Below are 19,204 nucleotides of genomic sequence, written 5' to 3'. Positions count from 1 at the left end.
CCACCCGGTACGACAAGACCGCCCAGTCCTACGAAGCAGCCGTCGCCCTCGCATCACTCCTGATGTGGGCGTGACATTTGACGACAGAACCTAGAGGCCCCGGGCGGTGTTCGGACCCCGGATCGTGGGAAGGATGCAGGTCATGGCCGAGAGAAATCCGGAGACGCACGTCATCGACTTCCGTGCCGCGGAGCAGCTGCTCGCCGCACGGGATCCGCGTGGCGCCGTGAAGCTGCTGGACTCGGTCATCGCCGAGCACCCGGAGAACACCGCGGCCCGCCTCCTGCGGGCCCGGGCCTTCTTCGCCGCCGCCCAGCTGCGCCCCGCCCAGTTGGAGTTCGAACTCGTCCTGGAGCGCGAGCCGGACAACGCCTTCGCCCACTTCGCCCTCGCCCGTACCCTCCAGCGCTCCGGACAGGAAGCGCGGGCCACCCGCCACTTCCGGCTGGCCGCCGCGCTCGACCCGAAGCCCGAGTACGTGCGGGCCGCCGGTTTCGGCGCCGAGGACTGACCGCCCGGCCGCCCCTCAGCGGTCTCGCCCGCCCCGCTCGGGGCCCGGCCGCCCCCACTCCTCCGGCCCCCGGTCGCCGAGCCCGGGCCCGGGCCCGGGGCCGCTCCGCCCTCGGCCGCCGCGGTCCGGTTCGTACGGGGGGACGTCCCGGCCCGGCTGCCAGTGGGGGCCCTGCCGCAGATGCCGCAGGACCAGCGACATGTCGACCGCGACCACCAGGAACAGCACCCCGCAGGCCACCGCCCAGCCGGGGCGGCCGACCAGCGTGAAGACCACCGTGCCGAAGACCGCCCACACCATCCCCCACGCGCTCAGCCAGAACCGCAGCCGCAGCGCGCTGCGCGCGGTGACCGGCTCGCTCCCGGTACGCATGACGGCGCCTTCTCCCGTTGGGATCCCTGTGGGCACCCCCGGCGTCTACCCGCTCGGAGGCGAAGGGAACGGCGACCGCCGGCGGCGGCTCAGTGCACAATGCTGTAGCTGCGCCAGGGCAGGGTGCCCGGCACGATCGAGTCGGCGCTGTTGGTCGGCAGGTAGATCGGCTCCTCGCCCCGGCAGTGCGGGGTCCGGTAGAGGATCAGGTCCACCAGCGTGCCGTTCTCGATCCGCGTCGCGCCCAGCGGAATCCGGTGGCAGCCCCGCACCGGCGGGCTCATCACCCGCACCACCTTCTCCCCGCGCGTCTCGTACGTGACGGGGCCGACGGCGGTGCGGCCGAGGCCCGAACACCCCGCGACCGTGAGCGTGAGCAGCACGGCCCCGGTGGCGGTCGTGAGACGCCGGCGAACGGACATGGCGGATCCCCTTCGGTCGGGCGAGCGAGGCGGTCGACGGCAGCCCCGGGGCGAAAGCCCTGGTCGTCGCCACCCTGCCGCCCCCGGAAGCCGCTGTCATCCGCAGTTGGGCCGGTCGGGGGACCCGGGGCGGCGGCCGTTGTCAGACCCCGCCCGTAAGGTCGGGAGGACCGGCGCGGAGACTCCGCGCCGACCGGTGGGACCCGGGGGGGGGAGGAGAACGGCACCGTGACGGAGCGCTGGGCGGCCCGTGCCGCCGTCTTCCTGCCGGCCGCGCTGCCCCGCGACGGCCGGATCGCCCTCTGGGCCCCCGAGGGGGCGCCCCTGCCCGCGCCCGACGGCCTCGCCGGGGCGGAGCCCGCCCGCATCACGGTCGCCCGCCGGCACGGCGCCGGCGCCCGCGGCCGGGAGGTCCCCGCCGTCACCCTGTCCGTCGCCACCGCACTGCCGCTGCTGGTCGCCGCCCGCCACAGCCCCGCCGCCCACCCCGCCACCGCCTGCTGGGGCGCGGCCGCCCTGCACGCCCTGCACCTCGTCGCCCGGGGCCGGCTGCTGCCCGGGCTCACCGCCGACGACCTGGACGCCTGGCGGGCCGGCCCGCTCGACGCGGAGGACATCGCCCACCTGCGGGCCGTCGCCGCCGCCATGCCGTACGAGGCGCACGCCGTGCCCGTCGCCGGCTCCGGCCCGCTCGGACTGCCCGACCCGGAGGCCCTGGTGCGGGCCTTCCTGGACGCGGTCGCCGACACCCTGCCGCGTACCCCCGCCGCCGCGCACGCGGCCGGGGCGCCCTTCGCGGCCGTCGCGCCGCAGCACCTCCCCGGGGCCCGAGCCTGGGCCGCCGAGGCCGCCGCCGGCATGGACGCCGGCGTGCGGATCTCGCTCCGCCTCGACCTCTCCGCCGCCGAACTCTTCGACACCGAGGACGGGGCCGGGGACGGACCGGAGCGGCAGGCCGCGGCCGCGATCCTCCAGGTCCACAGTCTCGCCGACCCGACCCTCGTCATCGACGCCGCCGCCCTGTGGGCGGGGGAGGGCGAGCACTTCGGCCCCCGCGCCCGGATCGACGCCCTCCTCGCCCTGCGCCGGGCCGCCCGGATCTGGCCCCCGCTCGGCCGGCTCCTGGAGCGGGACGCGCCCGACGTCCTCGCCGTCACCGAGACCGAGCTGTACGAACTCCTCGGCCCCGCCGCGGCCCGGCTCGCCGACGCCGGGGTCGCCCTGCACTGGCCGCGCGACCTGGCCCGCTCGCTCAGCGCCTCCGCCGTCGTCCGCCCCGCCCGCTCCGCGCCCGGCTCCGCCACCGACGGCACCAGCTTCTTCGACTCCACCGAACTGCTCCGCTTCGACTGGCAGCTCGCCCTCGACGGCGACCCCCTCACCCCGGGGGAGATGGACCTGCTCGCCGAGGCCCACCGGCCCGTCGTCCGGCTCCGGGATCAGTGGGTCGTCGTCGACCCCGACCTCGTCCGCAAGGCCCGCAAGCGGGAACTGGGCCTGCTCGAACCGGTCGACGCCCTCGCCGCCGCCCTCACCGGCAGCGCCGAGGTCGACGGCGAGACCGTCCCCGCCGTGCCCGTCGGCGCGCTCGCCGCCCTCCGGGACCGGCTCCTCGCCGGGCCCGAGGCCGCCGCGCCCCCGCCCGGACTCACCGCCACCCTGCGGGACTACCAGCTCCGCGGCCTCGCCTGGCTCGACCTGATGACCTCGCTCGGCCTCGGCGGCTGCCTCGCCGACGACATGGGCCTCGGCAAGACCGTCACCCTCCTCGCCCTCCACCTGCGCCGGGCCCGCCGCGAGCCCACCCTCGTCGTCTGCCCCGCCTCCCTCCTCGGCAACTGGCAGCGGGAAGCGGCGAAGTTCGCCCCCGGCGTGCCCGTCCGCCGCTTCCACGGCACCGCGCGCGACCTCGGCGGCCTCGACGGCGGGATCGTCCTCACCACCTACGGCACCCTGCGCACCCGCGCCGACCGGCTCGCCGAGCGGCCCTGGGGCATGATCGTCGCCGACGAGGCCCAGCACGTGAAGAACCCCTTCTCCGCGACCGCCAAGGCGCTGCGCACCGTCCCCGCCCCCGCGCGGGTCGCCCTCACCGGCACCCCCGTGGAGAACAACCTCTCCGAGCTGTGGGCCATCCTCGACTGGACCACGCCCGGACTCCTCGGCCCGCTCAAGGCCTTCCGCTCCCGCCACGCCCGCGCCGCGGAGAACCACGAGGAGCTGGAGAACGAGGAGGCGGTGGAGCGGCTCGCCCGCCTCGTCCGCCCCTTCCTGCTGCGCCGCCGCAAGTCCGACCCCGGCATCGTCCCCGAACTGCCGCCCAAGACCGAGTCCGACCACCCCGTGCCGCTCACCCGGGAACAGGCCTCGCTGTACGAGGCGGTGGTCCGCGAGACCCTGGGCCGGATCGAGGCCGCCGAGGGGATGGCCCGGCGCGGCCTGGTGATGAAGCTGCTGACCTCGCTCAAGCAGATCTGCAACCATCCCGCGCAGTACCTCAAGGAGGCCGCCCCGCGCGGCGGCGCCGCCCGCCTCGCCGGCCGCTCCGGCAAGCTCGCCCTCCTCGACGAACTCCTCGACACCATCCTCGCCGAGGACGGCTCCGTGCTCGTCTTCACCCAGTACGTGGCGATGGCCCGGCTCCTCGCCGGCCACCTCACCGCGCGCGGAATCGGGAGCCAACTCCTGCACGGCGGCACGCCCGTGGCCGAGCGGGAGCGGATGGTCGACCGCTTCCAGGCCGGCGACGTCCCCGTCTTCCTGCTCTCCCTCAAGGCCGCCGGCACCGGCCTCAACCTCACCCGCGCCGGACACGTCGTCCACTACGACCGCTGGTGGAACCCGGCGGTCGAGGACCAGGCCACCGACCGCGCCTACCGGATCGGCCAGACCCAGCCCGTCCAGGTCCACCGGCTCGTCACCGAGGGCACCGTCGAGGACCGCATCGCCGAACTCCTCCGCTCCAAGAAGGCCCTGGCCGACGCCGTCCTCGGCTCCGGCGAGGCCGCCTTCACCGAACTCACCGACCGCGAACTGGCCGACCTGGTCTCCCTGAGGAGGTCCGCGTGAACCGCCCCGGCGCCCGGGCCGCCCGCCCCGCGCGCGCGGCCGCCCCCCGCCACGACGACCGCCGCCGCACCTTCCCGGCCGTCCCGCCCCGCGCGGCCGCCGACGGGAGCTTCGCCGCCACCTGGTGGGGGAACGCCTGGGTGGGCGCCCTGGAGCGCACCGCGCTCGACCCGGCCCGCCTCGCCCGCGGCCGGTCCTACGCGGAGCGCGGTCACGTCGACGCTGTCACCGTCACCCCCGGCCGGGTCGTCGCCTACGTGCACGGCACCCGGATCCGCCCGTACCGCACCGAGATCCGGATGAGGACCCTCGGCGACGACGGCTGGGAGCTCTTCCTCGACGAGGCCGCCGCCCGCCCCGAGCACATGGCCGCCCTCCTCGACAAGGAGGTCCCGCACGCCCTGGAGGCGGTCGAGGGGCTGCTGCCCGCCCCCGGCGACCTGCTGCCCGACTGCTCCTGCCCCGACGACGGCTTCCCCTGCAAGCACGCCGCCGCCCTCTGCTACCAGGCGGCCCGCCTCCTTGACGAGGACCCCTTCGTCCTCTTCCTGATGCGCGGCCGCGGCGAGGGCGAACTCCTCGCCGAGCTCTCCCGGCGCAACGCGGCCCGGTCGGCCGCCGTGCCCGCCCTCCCCGCCGTGCCCGCCCGGGACGTGCTCGCCGCCGCGGGGCCCGTCCTGCCGCTGCCCCCGCCGCTGCCGCTCCCGGACGGGCCCGGCCGCCCCGCCGTCTTCCCGCCGGACCCGCACGCCCCGGACCCCCTCGCGCTCGACCTCCTGGCCGGTGAGGCCGCGGCCCGCGCCCACGCCTTCCTCGCCACCGGCCATGACCCGGTCGCCGCCCTCACCCCCTGGCAGGACGCGGTCCGGCTCGCCGCCGCCCACCCCGGCTCCGGCCTCACCGCCTCGACCCGCGCGCTCTACCGGGACCTGGCGCACGCCCTCGACCGGACCCCCACCGACCTCGCCCGCGCCGTCGCCGCCTGGCGGCAGGGCGGCGCGGAGGGGCTCGCGGCCCTGGAGGAGGAGTGGGACCCGCCCGCCGGACCGTTCGACCGGGCGAGACCCGTCCTCCTCGCCGCCGGCTTCCCCTCCTTCCGCCCCCGGCGCAACCGGCTCTCCACCCCCTCGCTCCAACTCCGGCTCGGCAGGGACGGCTTGTGGTACCCGTACGAATCGGACCACGGCCGCGAGGACTGGTGGCCGCGCGGGGTCCCCGGCGCCGACCCGGTCGAAGCCCTCGCCGAACTCCTCGGCCGTGAACGGACACCGGTGACGTCCACTCGAACGGTGCTTCCCCCGAAGGAGTGAAACCCGCCAACGGCCGGATCCGGCAAACGTGTTCGTCGCGTTTATTCCGGTACGGGCACTCGCCCGTGCAACTCCGGAAGGCAGGAAGCCATGAGGCAGATGCGCCGAAGTGGTCTGGCCACACTGATGGTCACGGGTGGTGCGCTCGCGCTGTCGGCGGGCGCCGCCCACGCGGACTCCGGTGCCGAGGGCACCGCGGTCGGCTCGCCGGGAGTCATCTCCGGCAACACGATCCAGCTGCCGGTCCACGTACCGGTCAACCTCTGTGGGAACACGGTCAACGTGGTCGGGCTGCTGAACCCGGCCGCGGGCAACGCCTGCGCCAACACCTCGGCCCCGACGGGCGGGTCCCGGGACGCCGGTCCCGGCCACACCCACAAGGACGAGGCCGCGACCCCGCGCGGCGGCGAGCAGACCGACACCCGCGGCGGCTCCTCCGACGGCGGGGCGGCCAACGGCGGCGGCGCCACCGCCGAGAGCCACACCGAGGGTTCCCCCGGCGTGCTCTCCGGCAACGGCATCCAGCTCCCGATCGACCTGCCGGTGAACGTCGTCGGCAACTCGGTGAACGTCGTCGGCGTCGGCAACCCGGCCACCGGCAACACCGGGGTCAACACCCCGGGCACCCCCGAGGAGCCGCAGGTCGAGGTTCCCACCCCGCGCCCGCAGACCCCGCCGGCGCGCCCCCAGCAGCCGAAGCCGGTCGCCGAGCAGGAGGAGCCCTCGGCCCCCGTGCCCGCCCCGGCGCCCGAGCCGCAGGGCGAGAGCGACACCGCGTCGCTCGCCGCCACCGGCGGGGAGGGCGTCGGCTACGCCGCCGCGGGCAGCGCCGCGCTCCTCCTCGGCGGCGCCCTGATGTACCGCCGCGCCCGTCGCACGGCCGACCAGGTCTGACCGACCTCCCGCGCCGGGGCCGGCCCCGCCGACGCCCGAGCCGTCAGCGGTCCGTCCGGCCCGGCGTCCCCTCCGCGCCCGTCGTGCCCGTCACGCCGGGCGCGTCCCCGTGTCCGGAGACGTTCCGCCGGGCACACCGGGCGGCCGCTCCCGCCAGGACCGGAGCACCGCCTCGATGGCGGGGGAGACCCGGGTGCGAGCCTGGTGGCGGGGGACACCACGCATCAACAGCGAGTCGTACGGCGTGTCCACGTGCCGCACCGAGGCGCGGACCGCGGCCGTCACCGCGCCCCGGTCGAGGGCGCGCCCGGCGGCCGTCCGCCCCACCCGGCCGCTGCCCTTCGCCGAGGCGTGGACGGCGATCTCGACCGCCCGCTCCGGCGGCATCGCGGGGAAGAGCCGCAGGATCTCCACCCGCAGGGCCTCGGTGATCCCGGCGTCCCGCACCGCGCGCCGCTCCGCGTCCCGGACCCGCCGCCGGGCCCGGGCCTCCGCGTCGGCGAGACAGGCCTCCTCCGCCGCCGCGAGGGCCGCCTCCTCGACGAGCAGCCCCTGCCGCTCGTACCGGGTGCGGCGCCGGTTGTGCCGTACCACCACCGCCCACAGGGCGCTCCGTTCCCGGGCGCGCCGGGTGAGCGCGGTGTCGCCGCGCCGCAGGAAGACCAGGTGGCCGAGGTCGGCGCAGTCGAGGCAGACCGGCCGGTTGTACTCGACGATCATCCGCTCCAGCGGGCCCCGTCGGCACTCGGCGCAGCGGCGGCGGCGCAGCGGCTCGACGACGACGGGGGCGACGAGGTCCACGGGCCGCCTCCCTCAGCGGAGCCCGGGCGCGGCGGCGGCGATGAACCGGGCGAGGGCGTCCTTGGCCTGGTCGGAGCGGCGGGCGCGGTCCGCCGTGCTCACCGCCTCGTGCATGCAGTGGGTCTCCTGGAAGGCGACCTCGGCGAGCCGCCTCAGGTCGGCGTCGTCGCAGACCAGCTGGACGCGGAAGAGGGCCTGGCGGGCGGCGGTCCGCTGCCGGTAGGAGGCGTGCCGGGACTCCTCGGCCTCTTCCGAACCGGGCTCCTCGGCGGACCGGAACCAGCGGTCGTTCTGGCTGTGGCGGTACTCCACGACGGCGCCGGCGAAGGCGCTGTAGGTGGCGATCCGCTCCTGCCGGAGCTGTTCGTTCCGGGCGAGCGCGGCCGTGCGCAGGGTCGCCCGTCCCTGGAACCAGTGGGTGGCGATCACGCCGAGAAGCGTGCCCGCCACCGCTATCAGCGCCACGTCCATGACCGGTCGCCCCTCCCGTATGACCGCACCGACCGCCCGAAGATCCTTCGTACCGTCAGATCATGGCATTCCGGGGGTGCTCGCGTCACTGCCCGACCGGGCGGCGAGGGCCGCCGCCAGCCGGTCCCGGGCGGCCGTCTGCGCCGCGATCCGCGCGTCGAGCACCGCGAGCCGCTCGCGGGCGATCTCCAGGCCGCGGGCGGAGGGCGGCGCCGACGGCAGGTCCCCGTCGAGGCAGGAGCGGAAGGCCGCCACGTCCTCCAGGGTGAGGCCGGCGTCGAGGAGGTGGCGGATGTTGGCGACGCGGACGACCGCCCCCTCCTCGTACACCCGGTAGCCGTTGGCCGCGCGGACCGAGGAGAGGAGCCCCGCCCGCTCGTAGTGGCGCAGGGCCCGCGCCGACGCGCCCGTCCTGCGGGCCAGTTCACCGATGCGCATCCGCCCAGTCGTATCACGCGACCAGCGCGCCCCCGTCGACGGGGAGCACGGTCCCGGTGAGGAAGGCGGCCTCGGGGGCGGCCAGCGCGGTGATCGCCCAGGCGACCTCCTCGGGCCGGCCGATCCGCCCGAGCGGGGTGTGCGCGAGCTGCCATTCCCGCACCGCCCGCCGCTGCTCCGGCGTCAGGCCCGTGTGGTCGGCGATCGGCGTCTCGACCGCGCCGGGGGCGACCGCCACCACCCGGATCCCGGCGGGCGCGAGCTCGACCGCCCAGCAGCGGGTGAGGGTCTCCAGGGCGCTCTTGGTCGCCGGATAGACCGAGCTGTTCGGCCAGCCGCGCTGCCCGATCGTCGTCGTCACGTTCACGACCACGCCCCCCGAGGCGCGCAGTGCGGGCACGGCGGCCTGGGTGAGCAGCACCGGCGCGATCAGATTCGTCTCCAGGAGGGGGCCGATCACGGCCCGGTCGAGCGTGCCGAGCGGGCCGCCGCCCGCGATCCCCGCGTTGTTGACGAGGACGTCGAGGCGGCCGTGGTCGGCGAGGACGGCCCGGACGAGCGCCTCGGGCGCGCCCTCGGCGGTGATGTCGGCGGGGTGGGGGAGGATCGCGGCGGGGGCCTCGGCGGCCGTCTCCCGCAGCGGCTCCGGCCGGCGGCCCACGGCGACGACGGTCGCGCCCCGCCGCGCGAAGGCCCGCGCGGTGGCCCGGCCGATGCCGGTCCCGGCGCCGGTGACGAGGACGACTTCGGGAGAGCGGGGAACGGTGGTGGTGATGTCCATGAACCCGATGGTGGAACCGTGACGCCAGTGACAAGGTCAAGTCCCTGACGCACGGCGACCGGTCCGCCGCGTCCGGGGCGGACCGCGCGGCCCCGGGGAGGGCGGTCCGGACCGGCCGTGAGCGGCGGGCGCAGGGCAGAATGGGCGGGATGCGATACGAGGCGATCACCTGGGGCCGGATGGCCGGGCGGCTGGCGAAGCACGTGGACCGGCTCACGCCGGGCGACGGCGGCGACTGGCTGAAGGTCGCCGTCGATGGAGCGCCCGCCGCCCGCGGCGAGGAGCTGGTCGCGCTGCTCGCGGAACAGCTCCGGGACCGCGGACGCCCCGTGCACGCCGTCGGGACCGGCGGCTTCCTGCGGCCCGCCTCGCTGCGGTACGAGTACGGCAAGCAGGACCCCGACGCGTACTACGCCGGCTGGACCGACGTCGGAGCCCTGTGGCGCGAGGTGTTCACCCCGCTGGAGCCCGGCGGCACCGGCCGGGTCCTGCCCGACCTGTGGGACCCGGTCAAGGACCGGGCGACCCGCAGCCCGTACGTCACGCTGCCGCCCGGCGGAGTCCTCCTGCTCCACGGACCTTTCCTCCTCGGGCACTGGTTCCCCTTCGACCTGAGCGTCCACCTCCGCCTCTCGCCGCCGGCCCTCGCCCGGCGCACCGAGGAGGCGTGGACACTGCCCGCCTTCGCCCGGTACGAGACGGAGGTCGACCCGGCCGGGACCGCCGACGTCGTCGTCCGGGCCGACGATCCGCGCCACCCCGCCTGGACCGGGCTCGGAGCGCTCGGCTCAGACTGACGGCGGCCGGCCGCCGACCACCGTCACCGCCTCGGCGCCCGCGGCGCACCCCGCCCGGGCCGCCTCGGCAGGGTCCGCGCCCGCGAGCCTCGCCGCGAGGAACGCCCCGGTGAACGCGTCCCCCGCGCCCGTCGAGTCCACCCGCCGCTCCGGCGCCACGGCGGGCGCGGCCGCCCGCGCCGTGACCGTCCCGCCCTCGGCGACCAGCGCGCCCGCCGCGCCCAGCGTCACCACGGCCAGCGGCACGCGCCGGCTCAGCTCCCGGGCCGCCGTCTCCGGGTCCGGCGCGCCGGTGAGCAGCCGGGCCTCGTCGGCGTTGGGCAGCAGGAGGGAGGCGCCCCCGACGGCTTCGAGGAACCGCTCCGGCCCCAGCTCCGCCAGGAAACCGGCCGACGCCGGGTCCACGCTCACCGGTATCCCGGCCGCCCGGGCCTCCCGCAGGGCGAGGAGCGCCGCCGCCCGGCTCGCCGGGGCGAAGAACAGATAGCCGGAGAGGTGGAGCGCGGCCACGCCGTCCAGCAGTCCGGCCGACCAGTCGGCGGGGCTCAGGCGCAGCACCGCCCCGCCGTCGGTCAGGAAGGTGCGCTCCGCCGCCGCGTCCACCAGGGCGATCACGGTGGCCGTCGGGGCCTCCGGGTCCGGCACCAGCAGCGGGCGGACGCCCGCCGCGACCAGCGCCCGCTCGTGCCAGTCCGCCGACTCCTCGCCGACCCGGCCGAGGAGCCGTACGTCCCGATGGCCCGAACGGGCCGCCCAGCAGGCCGCGTTGGCCCCCGCCCCGCCCGGCAGGGTGCGGATCACGGCCGCCGTGTCCGTCGCCGACGCGAGCGGGGTGCGGTGCCGGGCCACCACGTCCGTGACGACGTCCCCGACGACCAGCAGCGCCCCGTCCCGCCGCGGCCCCCCGGGGTCCGTCACCGCTCGCCCGCGGCGTACGCCCCCGCGATCTCCGCCGCGAGCCGGACGTTGCCCCGCACCGCCGCCAGGTTGGCCTCCAGGGAGGCGCCGTCGGTGTGCGTGGTCAGGTACTCCAGGAGGAAGGGCGTCACCGCCTGCCCGGTGATCCCCTTCTCCTTCAGTTCGGCGAGGCCCCGGGCGAGCACCCGGTCGTGCAGCGCCGGGTCCAGTTGCTCCGCCTCCGGCACCGGGTTGGCCACGACCAGCGCCGACCAGGGCCGGCCGAGCGCCTCCCGGGCCCGTATGACCGCGGCGACCTCCCCGGGGCTGCGCAGCGTCCAGTCGACGGGCTCCCCGGAGGAGGAGAGGTAGAAGCCGGGGAAGGTCTCCGTGCCGTACCCGGCGACCGTGACGCCCAGGGTCTCCAGGCGCTGGAGCGTGGCCGGCACGTCGAGGATCGACTTCACGCCCGCGCACACCACCGTGACGCCCACCTCGGCGAGCAGCCGCAGGTCGGCGGACTCGTCCTGGGTCTCGCGCCACTCGCGGTGCACCCCGCCGAGGCCGCCGGTCGCGAAGACGCGGATGCCCGCCGCGTCGGCCAGCCGGGCCGTCGCGGACACCGTGGTCGCCCCGGTGGCGCCGGTGGCGAGCGCCGGCGCCAGGTCCCGGTGGCCGAGCTTCCGCACCGCCGGGTCCTCCGCGATCCGGGTCAGCCCCGCCCGGTCCAGGCCGATCCGCGCCACCCCGTCGAGCACGGCGATGGTGGCGGGCACGGCGCCGCGGGCCCGCACCGACTCCTCCAGCTCCACGGCCACGGCCAGGTTCCGCGGGCGCGGCAGGCCGTGGGCGATGATCGTCGATTCGAGGGCGACGACGGGCCGGCCCTCGCGGAGCGCCTCCCGTACCTCTTCGGACACCAGTGTGGTCGTGGTCATGGTCCATTCCTGGCGCGACCACCCGCCCCGCAAACACCCCTGGCGATCTCCCGCCACCCCCCTTTCGCACGAGGGTGCGAGGGGGGTACGGATTCGGTTCTCCGGCGGCCGGCGCGCCGGGGCGGACCGGCCCACCGGTCGCCCGGGGAGCGGCCGAGGGCCCGGTGCGGAATCCGTCGTCCCGGCGGAGGAGGGAAACGTGCCTGGTCAGAGCGGCGAGCGGAGGCGTTCCTTCCGTCGGTCCCGGTGCCGTGCGGCTGCCCGGAGCCCCGCTACAGTCACCGCCCATGACGACACACGACCTCCCCTCCTTCGCCGTCCACATCCCCGACGCCGAGCTCGAGGCCGAGCCGCTCGACCCCGGTCAGATCGTGTCCGGCACCCCCGAGGTGACCGGCAAGGTGCTGTGGGAGTCCGCCGACGGCAAGCAGCTGCGCGGCATCTGGCAGATCACCCCCGGCGTCGTGACCGACACCGAGGCGAACGAGCTCTTCGTCGTCGTGAGCGGACGGGCCACCGTCGCCGTCGAGGGGGGCGCCACGATGGAGATCGGCCCCGGCGACGCCTGCGTCCTGCGAGAGGGCGACCGCACCACCTGGACCGTCCACGAGACGCTCCGCAAGGCGTACCACATCACCCTGCCCTGACCCCGGACGCGGTCAGGCCCTGCGGAGCGCGCCCCGCAGGGCCAGGCCCGCCATCGGCAGCAGCAGACAGGCCGCGAGCGCGTTGAGCGGCCCGTAGCCCGCCTCGGAGACGATCACGCCGGCCACCAGGCCGCCGATGCCCGCCGCCGTGTTCATCACCGTGTCCGACAGGCCCTGCACGGCCGCCCGCGCCGCCTGCGGCACCGAGTCCGTCAGCAGCGCCGACCCCGACACCAGCCCGGCCGACCAGCCGAGCCCCAGGACGAAGAGGCCGGCCGCGACCCGGGTGTGGCTCGCCCCCGCGGTGCCCGCCAGGAGCGCCGCCGCCCCCAGCAGCCCGACCGCGAGGCCGATCACCGCGAGCCGGCCGAGCCGGTCCGACAGCCAGCCCATGACGGGCGAGAACGCGTACATGCCCGCGATGTGCACGCTGATCACGAACCCGATCAGCTCGATGCCGGCCCCGTGGTGGGTGAGCGCCACCGGGGTCATCGACATGATCGACACCATCACGGTCTGCGAGGCGGCCACCGTGACCAGCGCGATCCGCGCCAGGGGCGACTCGCGGACCGCCCGCAGCCCGGCCCGCAGCGACCGGTCCTCCGGCCGGTCCGCCGCTCCGCCGTCGTCCGCGGCGGCCAGCGCCCGCGCCGTCAGCAGCGGGTCGGGCCGCAGCAGCAGCGCCACCACCAGCGCCGAGACCACGAACACCACGGCGGCCCACAGGAACGGGCCCGCCGCCACGGGTATTCCGAGGCCCGACACGCTCCGCCCGGCCGGGGCCGCGATGTTCGGGCCCAGGACGGCGCCGATCGTCGTCGCCCACACCACCGTCGAGATGGCCCGCGCCCGCCGGTCCGGCTCCGCCAGGTCGGCGGCGGCGAACCGGGCCGCGAGATTGGCCGAGGACCCCGCCCCGAAGCCCACCAGACCCACCAGCAGCACCGGGAAGCTGCCGACGACCGCGCCGAGCACCGCGATCCCGGCGCCGACCGCCCCCAGCAGATAGGCGAGGACCAGGCCGGCCCGCCGCCCCCGCCGCGCCATCAGCGCCGCCAGCGGCATCGCGAGCAGCGCGGGCCCGGCGACCGTCGCCGTCGAGGCGAGCCCGGCCAGCGCGTCCGTGCCGCTCACCTCCGTCGCGAGGACGGCGGCGAGCGCGACGCCGGTGGCGATCCCGAGACCGCCGAGGATCTGGGTGGCGACGAGCACGGCCTGGACCCGGCGTCGCAGCTCCGGCAGGGCCGCGGGAGGGACCGGGACGGGCGTCTTCCCGGGAACGAGGGTGTCAGGGGTGTCGGGCGTTTCGGTCACTACCGGAGTGTGCCAGCACCCGCACCCGAGGGGAACGGCGGGGACGGGACGTCCCGGGCGGGCGCCGCGCCCGCGCCGGGCCCCGCCGGCCGCTCAGAACAGCGGCTCCGGCAGCACCCCTTCGAGGGCCAGCAGCTTCCGCTTCGTCTCCAGGCCGCCGCCGAAGCCCCCGAGGCCGCCGTCGCTCTCCACCACGCGGTGGCAGGGCACCACCACCGGCAGCGGATTGGCGCCCATCGCCGCGCCCACCGCCTGCGCCGCCCCCGGCTGCCCGACGCGCCGCGCCAGCTCCCCGTACCCGACCACCGTCCCGTACGGGACGCCACCGGCCAGCTCGCGGAGCACCTGGCGGTTGAAGCCGGTCGCCAGCGACCAGTCCAGCGGCAGCTCGAACGCGCGCAGCGCGCCCGCGAAGTACCGGTCCAGCTGCCGGGCCGGCTCCGCGAGCAGCCCCGTGGAGCGCTCCACGACCACCGCGCCCAGCTGCTCGGCGAGCCGCTCCGGCATCCGCTCCCGGCGCCCCGCGTCCGCGTGGAACCCGACCTGCACGAGCCCCCGCGCGGTGGCCGCCAGGAAGAGCGGGCCGATCCCGCTCGCCACGACCGTCCACTCGGCGGTCACGCCCCGCGGTCCGTCCTCGATGTCCATGCCCTCACCGTACGGCCCGGCACCGACAGTCCGGCCCCGGCGCGGGACGCCCTCCCGTCCCGGCCGTCCCCGGACGACGCCCGTCGGCCAGAACGGCCGTCCGGCGGCGATCCGGCGGCGCGACCCCCTCCTGAGGTCACGGACCGGTCTCGCTCCGGTCTCACGACCGGAAAATCCCCGGTCAGGTGCCCGCCGGACCCCTCACGGGCCATAATCTCGCCCCGGTAGCACTACCCAGCGGTACCGACTGTTTTCGGACGTCCATGCGCCAGGGGTGGGAGGGCACACGCTCATGCAGGGCACGGTCGACGGATTCAGCTACGGGATCGTCACGCCGGTGGCGGCCTTCCTCATGGCCTGCCTCGGCGGAGCCCTGGGGCTGAGATGCACGACCCGCTCGCTGCGCCACCGGGAATCCTTCAAGGCCGGCTGGCTCGCCCTCGGCTCCACCTCCATCGGCACCGGCATCTGGACCATGCACTTCATCGCCATGATGGGCTTCACGGTCGAGCAGGCGACCGTCGACTACGACCGGCCGATCACCTTCGCCAGCCTCGTCGTCGCCGTCGTCATGGTCGGCATCGGGATCTTCATCGTCGGCTACCGGGGAGCCACCGCGCTCACCCTCGTCACCGGCGGCACCATCACCGGCCTCGGCGTCGCCACCATGCACTACCTCGGCATGGCCGGGATGCGGCTGCCCGGCCGGATCGAGTACGACACCCTCACCGTCGCCCTCTCCGTGGTCATCGCCGTCGTCGCCGCCACCACCGCCCTCTGGGCGGCCGTCTCCGTCCACGGCTTCCTCGCCAGCCTCGGCGCCAGCCTGGTCATGGGCGTCGCCGTCAGCGGCATGCACTACACCGCCATGGCGGCCGTCAGCGTCCACCTGCACGGCACCCCGGCCCCCGGCGCCGGGACCGCCCCCGGTTCGCTGCTGCTGCCCATGCTGATCGGCCCCGGCGTCTTCCTCGTCCTCGCCGCCGTCGTCGTCATGTTCGACCCGCTGCTCGTCATGGGCGAGCCCGACTGGCAGCGGCACCCGGCCCGCTCCCCGTACCGCCCCGGCGTCCCCGCCCCCCGCCACGTCCCCGGCTACGGCGAGCCCGCGAACTGGACCGCCCGCCCCGCAGGCCGCGGCTCCCGGCGCTCCGCCCCGTACGGCGGGCACCGCTCCCAGGACTGGTGACACCGCCCGCCCGGCCCGCCCGCGCGGCGTTCGCCGCCCGACTGTCGGTGGCGGGCCGTACGGTGGTCCCATGCGGCCCGTTTCAAAGATCGAACGTTCGGTGGCGCCCTTCGAGGTCGTCTCCCCCTACCAGCCGAGCGGCGACCAGCCGGCGGCCATCGCCGAGCTGGACCGGCGCATCCGCGCCGGCGAGAAGGACGTCGTCCTGCTCGGCGCCACCGGCACCGGCAAGTCGGCCACCACGGCCTGGATGATCGAGAAGCTCCAGCGCCCCACCCTGGTGATGGCGCCGAACAAGACCCTGGCCGCCCAGCTGGCGAACGAGTTCCGCGAACTCCTGCCCAACAACGCGGTCGAGTACTTCGTCTCGTACTACGACTACTACCAGCCCGAGGCGTACGTCCCGCAGTCGGACACCTACATCGAGAAGGACTCCTCGATCAACGAGGAGGTGGAGCGGCTGCGCCACTCCGCCACCAACTCCCTGCTCACCCGCCGGGACGTGGTCGTGGTCGCCTCCGTCTCCTGCATCTACGGCCTCGGCACCCCGCAGGAGTACGTGGACCGCATGGTCCCGCTCAGGGTCGGCGACGAGATCGACCGCGACCAGCTGCTCCGCCGCTTCGTCGACATCCAGTACACGCGCAACGACCTCGCCTTCACCCGCGGCACCTTCCGGGTCCGCGGCGACACCATCGAGATCTTCCCCGTCTACGAGGAGCTCGCCGTCCGCATCGAGATGTTCGGCGACGAGATCGAGGCGCTCTCCACCCTCCACCCGCTCACCGGCGAGGTCATCAGCGAGGACCGGCAGCTGTATGTCTTCCCCGCCAGCCACTACGTCGCCGGCCCCGAGCGCATGGAGCGGGCCGTCAACGACATCGAGCGCGAGCTCGACCAGCGCCTGAAGGAGCTGGAGAAGCAGGGGAAGATGCTGGAGGCCCAGCGGCTCCGCATGCGCACCACCTACGACATCGAGATGATGCGCCAGATCGGCTCCTGCTCCGGCATCGAGAACTACTCGATGCACTTCGACGGCCGCGAGCCCGGCTCCCCGCCCAACACCCTCCTCGACTACTTCCCCGAGGACTTCCTCCTCGTCATCGACGAGTCGCACGTCACCGTGCCGCAGATCGGCGCCATGTACGAGGGCGACGCCTCCCGCAAGCGGACCCTCGTCGACCACGGTTTCCGGCTCCCCTCCGCCCTCGACAACCGCCCGCTGAAGTGGGAGGAGTTCCAGGAGCGGATCGGCCAGACCGTCTACCTCTCCGCCACCCCCGGCACCTACGAGCTGTCCCGCTCCGACGGCTTCGTCGAGCAGATCATCCGCCCCACCGGCCTCGTCGACCCCGAGGTCGTCGTCAAGCCCACCGAGGGCCAGATCGACGACCTGGTCCACGAGATCCGGCTGCGCGCCGAGCGGGACGAGCGCGTCCTCGTCACCACCCTCACCAAGAAGATGGCCGAGGACCTCACCGACTACTTCCTGGAGCTCGGCATCCAGGTGCGCTACCTCCACAGCGACGTGGACACCCTGCGCCGCATCGAGCTGCTGCGCGAGCTGCGCGCCGGCGAGTACGACGTCCTGGTCGGCATCAACCTGCTCCGCGAGGGCCTCGACCTCCCCGAGGTCTCCCTCGTCGCCATCCTCGACGCCGACAAGCAGGGCTTCCTGCGCTCCGGCACCTCCCTCATCCAGACCATCGGCCGCGCCGCGCGCAACGTCTCCGGCCAGGTCCACATGTACGCCGACACCATCACCCCGGCGATGGCCCAGGCCATCGACGAGACCAACCGGCGCCGCGAGAAGCAGGTCGCCTACAACAAGGAGCACGGGATCGACCCCCAGCCGCTCCGCAAGAAGATCAACGACATCGTCGCCACCATCGCGCGCGAGGAGGTCGACACCGAGCAGCTGCTCGGCACCGGCTACCGGCAGGCGAAGGACGGCAAGGGCGCCAAGGCCCCGGTGCCCTCGCTTGCCGCGCACGCCCCCAAGGCCGGCAAGGCGGGCGCCAAGGGCGGCTCGGCGCTGGAGCTCGGCGACCGGCCGGCCGCCGAACTGGCCGGACTCATCGAGGAGATGACCGAGCGCATGCGCGCCGCGGCGGCCGAGCTGCAGTTCGAGGTGGCGGCCCGGCTCCGCGACGAGGTCGCCGAACTCAAGAAGGAGCTGCGCCAGATGAAGGAGGCGGGACTGGCGTGACCGGAGGCGGCCCGGTGTGTTGCAAGAACGACACAAAACCGGGCCGCGCCCGGCCCGTTGTCAGTGGGCCTGCGTAGGGTGCTGCCACAACGACGAGAGGGGCAGCGCGTGACGGTCAACATGACCAAGGGGCAGGCCATCAGCCTGGAGAAGCAGGGCGGGGGCAGCCTCACCCAGGTCCGGATGGGACTCGGCTGGCAGGCGGCGCCGCGCCGCGGGCTCTTCGGCTCGCGCACCCGCGAGATCGACCTGGACGCCTCCGCGGTGCTCTTCGCCGAGAAGCAGCCGGTGGACGTGGTCTTCTTCCGCCACCTGGTCAGCGACGACGGCTCCGTCCGCCACACCGGGGACAACCTCGTGGGCGGCGTGGGCCAGGGCGGCGACGACGAGGCCATCCTCGTCGACCTCCAGCGGGTGCCCGTCCACATCGACCAGATCGTCTTCACGGTGAACTCCTTCACCGGGCAGACCTTCCAGGAGGTGCAGAACGCCTTCTGCCGGCTCGTCGACGAGACGAACGGCCAGGAGCTGGCGCGCTACACCCTCGACGGCGGCGGCCAGTACACCGCGCAGATCATGGCGAAGGTGCACCGGGCCGGCTCCGGCTGGCAGATGACCGCCCTGGGCAACCCGGCCAACGGCCGCACCTTCCAGGACCTGATGCCGGCGATCCTGCCGCACCTGTAGCCGGGCCCGGGGCCGGCTCCGCCGCCCCGCCGCCGCGGCACCGCAGCTCCCGACGGGCACCGGCCCGCCGGGAGCTGTCCCGCATGACCGACCGAAGCGCCGAGGGGAACAGAGTCCAGATGACGGCCGAGCTGGTCCGGGGGCAGAACCACCCCCTGCCCGACACCCGCCTCGAACTCAGGGTGTCCGCCGGACACCCGGTCGTCGCCGGAGCCACCCTCGGCGACGAGGGGGGCCGCGTCGCCGGCGCCGAGTGGATCGCCCACCCGGGCGCCCCCGCGCGCCCCGGGATCGAGGTGCCCGGCGGGGCCGCCGCCGAGCACCGCATCGCCGTGGACCTCGCGGCCCTCCCGGAGACCGTCCACCGGCTCTCCCTCCTCCTCGCCCTGCCGCCGGGCCCGGGCGGCCCGGCCCGCTTCGGGTCCGCCGCCGCCCCCTTCGTGTCCGTCGCCGACCCGGCGGGCGCCGCCGTCGTCACGTACACCATCACCGGCCTCGACCGGGAGTCCGCCGTCGTCGCGCTGGAGCTCTACCGCCGCCAGGGCACCTGGAAGGTCCGCGCCGTCGGCCAGGGGTACGAGGGCGGGCTCGCCGACCTCCTCGCCGACCAGGGCGCCCCGGCCGCCGCCGACCTCGCCGCCGCCGTCCTCGACGCGGCCGCGCCCGCCGGCCTCCCGGCACCGCCGCCCCTGGTCCCCGAGACCGCACCGGCCGACCCCGCCCCGGCCGCCACCACCATCAGCTACGCCCACCCCGGCCGCCGGCCGGGCCCGCCGCCCGCCGGGTCCGCCTCCGGACCGGCCGCCGGC

General features: G+C 75.8%; 19 protein-coding genes and 1 pseudogene. 10 read left to right on the top strand and 10 right to left on the bottom strand.

The window, feature by feature from the left end; genetic code table 11:
- Nucleotides 1-142: 142 nt before the first annotated feature.
- On the top strand, nt 143-511 hold the full coding sequence (locus tag AB0E83_RS31825) for a tetratricopeptide repeat protein (protein WP_282691707.1): 369 nt from the start codon (nt 143-145) through the stop codon (nt 509-511).
- Between the two features lie 126 nt (nt 512-637).
- Here the strand turns inward: AB0E83_RS31825 and AB0E83_RS31820 are convergent.
- Together AB0E83_RS31820 and AB0E83_RS31815 are read right to left on the bottom strand one after the other, a co-directional pair.
- A pseudogene (locus AB0E83_RS31820) lies at nt 638-883 on the bottom strand (DUF6343 family protein); the annotation flags it as partial.
- A gap of 89 nt (nt 884-972) precedes the next feature.
- Nucleotides 973-1,305 carry a hypothetical protein gene (locus AB0E83_RS31815; protein WP_362119671.1) on the bottom strand — a complete coding sequence of 111 codons (333 nt, stop codon included), beginning with the start codon at nt 1,303-1,305 and terminating at the stop codon, nt 973-975.
- 228 nt (nt 1,306-1,533) lie between these two features.
- Between AB0E83_RS31815 and AB0E83_RS31810 the strand changes: the two genes are divergently transcribed.
- From AB0E83_RS31810 to AB0E83_RS31800, 3 genes are all read left to right on the top strand, one after another.
- Nucleotides 1,534-4,374, top strand: a complete 2,841-nt coding sequence (locus AB0E83_RS31810; RefSeq protein ID WP_362119669.1) for a DEAD/DEAH box helicase — start codon at nt 1,534-1,536, stop codon at nt 4,372-4,374.
- Nucleotides 4,371-5,684 carry an SWIM zinc finger family protein gene (locus tag AB0E83_RS31805; RefSeq protein ID WP_362119667.1) on the top strand — a complete coding sequence of 438 codons (1,314 nt, stop codon included), beginning with the start codon at nt 4,371-4,373 and terminating at the stop codon, nt 5,682-5,684. Before AB0E83_RS31810 ends, AB0E83_RS31805 begins: the two co-directional genes overlap by 4 nt.
- 90 nt (nt 5,685-5,774) lie before the next feature.
- Nucleotides 5,775-6,578 carry a chaplin gene (locus tag AB0E83_RS31800; protein ID WP_362119665.1) on the top strand — a complete coding sequence of 268 codons (804 nt, stop codon included), beginning with the start codon at nt 5,775-5,777 and terminating at the stop codon, nt 6,576-6,578.
- Nucleotides 6,579-6,668: 90 nt separating this feature from the next.
- Here AB0E83_RS31800 and AB0E83_RS31795 read toward each other — a convergent pair whose 3' ends face one another.
- From AB0E83_RS31795 to AB0E83_RS31780, 4 genes are read right to left on the bottom strand one after another with little or no spacing between them, the layout of a single operon-like run.
- The gene (locus AB0E83_RS31795; RefSeq protein ID WP_362119663.1) at nt 6,669-7,379 is read right to left on the bottom strand and encodes a DUF2293 domain-containing protein; all 711 of its coding nucleotides are present in this window, start codon (nt 7,377-7,379) and stop codon (nt 6,669-6,671) included.
- A 12-nt stretch (nt 7,380-7,391) separates the two neighbouring features.
- On the bottom strand, nt 7,392-7,850 hold the full coding sequence (locus AB0E83_RS31790) for a hypothetical protein (protein WP_362119662.1): 459 nt from the start codon (nt 7,848-7,850) through the stop codon (nt 7,392-7,394).
- Between the two features lie 60 nt (nt 7,851-7,910).
- The gene (locus tag AB0E83_RS31785; RefSeq protein WP_362119660.1) at nt 7,911-8,288 is read right to left on the bottom strand and encodes a MerR family transcriptional regulator; all 378 of its coding nucleotides are present in this window, start codon (nt 8,286-8,288) and stop codon (nt 7,911-7,913) included.
- A 13-nt stretch (nt 8,289-8,301) separates the two neighbouring features.
- The gene (locus AB0E83_RS31780) at nt 8,302-9,069 is read right to left on the bottom strand and encodes an SDR family oxidoreductase (RefSeq protein WP_362119658.1); all 768 of its coding nucleotides are present in this window, start codon (nt 9,067-9,069) and stop codon (nt 8,302-8,304) included.
- Between the two features lie 149 nt (nt 9,070-9,218).
- Between AB0E83_RS31780 and AB0E83_RS31775 the strand changes: the two genes are divergently transcribed.
- Nucleotides 9,219-9,866: a uridine kinase gene (locus AB0E83_RS31775; protein WP_362119655.1), complete on the top strand. Its 648-nt coding sequence runs from the start codon at nt 9,219-9,221 to the stop codon at nt 9,864-9,866.
- On the opposite strand, the gene AB0E83_RS31770 is transcribed toward AB0E83_RS31775, so the two are convergent.
- Both AB0E83_RS31770 and AB0E83_RS31765 read right to left on the bottom strand, forming a co-directional pair.
- Nucleotides 9,858-10,784, bottom strand: a complete 927-nt coding sequence (locus AB0E83_RS31770; RefSeq protein WP_362119652.1) for a PfkB family carbohydrate kinase — start codon at nt 10,782-10,784, stop codon at nt 9,858-9,860. The genes AB0E83_RS31775 and AB0E83_RS31770 overlap by 9 nt on opposite strands.
- Complete coding sequence (locus AB0E83_RS31765) at nt 10,781-11,701, bottom strand: pseudouridine-5'-phosphate glycosidase (protein WP_362119649.1); 921 nt, start codon at nt 11,699-11,701, stop codon at nt 10,781-10,783. The genes AB0E83_RS31770 and AB0E83_RS31765 overlap by 4 nt, the downstream gene beginning before the upstream one ends.
- Nucleotides 11,702-11,988: 287 nt before the next feature.
- Here AB0E83_RS31765 and AB0E83_RS31760 point away from each other — a divergent pair, with 287 nt between their 5' ends.
- Nucleotides 11,989-12,348 carry a cupin domain-containing protein gene (locus tag AB0E83_RS31760; RefSeq protein WP_362119646.1) on the top strand — a complete coding sequence of 120 codons (360 nt, stop codon included), beginning with the start codon at nt 11,989-11,991 and terminating at the stop codon, nt 12,346-12,348.
- Nucleotides 12,349-12,360: 12 nt separating this feature from the next.
- On the opposite strand, the gene AB0E83_RS31755 is transcribed toward AB0E83_RS31760, so the two are convergent.
- Both AB0E83_RS31755 and AB0E83_RS31750 read right to left on the bottom strand, forming a co-directional pair.
- On the bottom strand, nt 12,361-13,590 hold the full coding sequence (locus AB0E83_RS31755) for an MFS transporter (RefSeq protein WP_362119675.1): 1,230 nt from the start codon (nt 13,588-13,590) through the stop codon (nt 12,361-12,363).
- A gap of 165 nt (nt 13,591-13,755) precedes the next feature.
- The gene (locus AB0E83_RS31750) at nt 13,756-14,310 is read right to left on the bottom strand and encodes a methylated-DNA--[protein]-cysteine S-methyltransferase (protein ID WP_362119643.1); all 555 of its coding nucleotides are present in this window, start codon (nt 14,308-14,310) and stop codon (nt 13,756-13,758) included.
- Nucleotides 14,311-14,602: 292 nt separating this feature from the next.
- On the opposite strand from AB0E83_RS31750, the gene AB0E83_RS31745 reads away from it, so the two are divergent.
- The 4 genes from AB0E83_RS31745 to AB0E83_RS31730 form a co-directional block, all read left to right on the top strand.
- Nucleotides 14,603-15,499 carry an MHYT domain-containing protein gene (locus AB0E83_RS31745; protein ID WP_362119640.1) on the top strand — a complete coding sequence of 299 codons (897 nt, stop codon included), beginning with the start codon at nt 14,603-14,605 and terminating at the stop codon, nt 15,497-15,499.
- Nucleotides 15,500-15,569: 70 nt separating this feature from the next.
- On the top strand, nt 15,570-17,708 hold the full coding sequence (gene uvrB, locus AB0E83_RS31740) for an excinuclease ABC subunit UvrB (protein WP_362119637.1): 2,139 nt from the start codon (nt 15,570-15,572) through the stop codon (nt 17,706-17,708).
- A 108-nt stretch (nt 17,709-17,816) separates the two neighbouring features.
- Nucleotides 17,817-18,395 (top strand): TerD family protein, encoded by a 579-nt coding sequence (locus AB0E83_RS31735; protein WP_030492869.1) that lies wholly within the window; start codon nt 17,817-17,819, stop codon nt 18,393-18,395.
- A 119-nt stretch (nt 18,396-18,514) separates the two neighbouring features.
- A partial coding sequence (locus AB0E83_RS31730) for a TerD family protein (RefSeq protein ID WP_362119674.1) occupies nt 18,515-19,204 on the top strand: 690 nt, incomplete at its 3' end.

The sequence above is a fragment of the Streptomyces sp. NPDC035033 genome (assembly GCF_040636735.1).
Lineage (GTDB): Bacteria > Actinomycetota > Actinomycetes > Streptomycetales > Streptomycetaceae > Streptomyces.
This window is presented reverse-complemented; position numbering and strand designations above follow the sequence as displayed.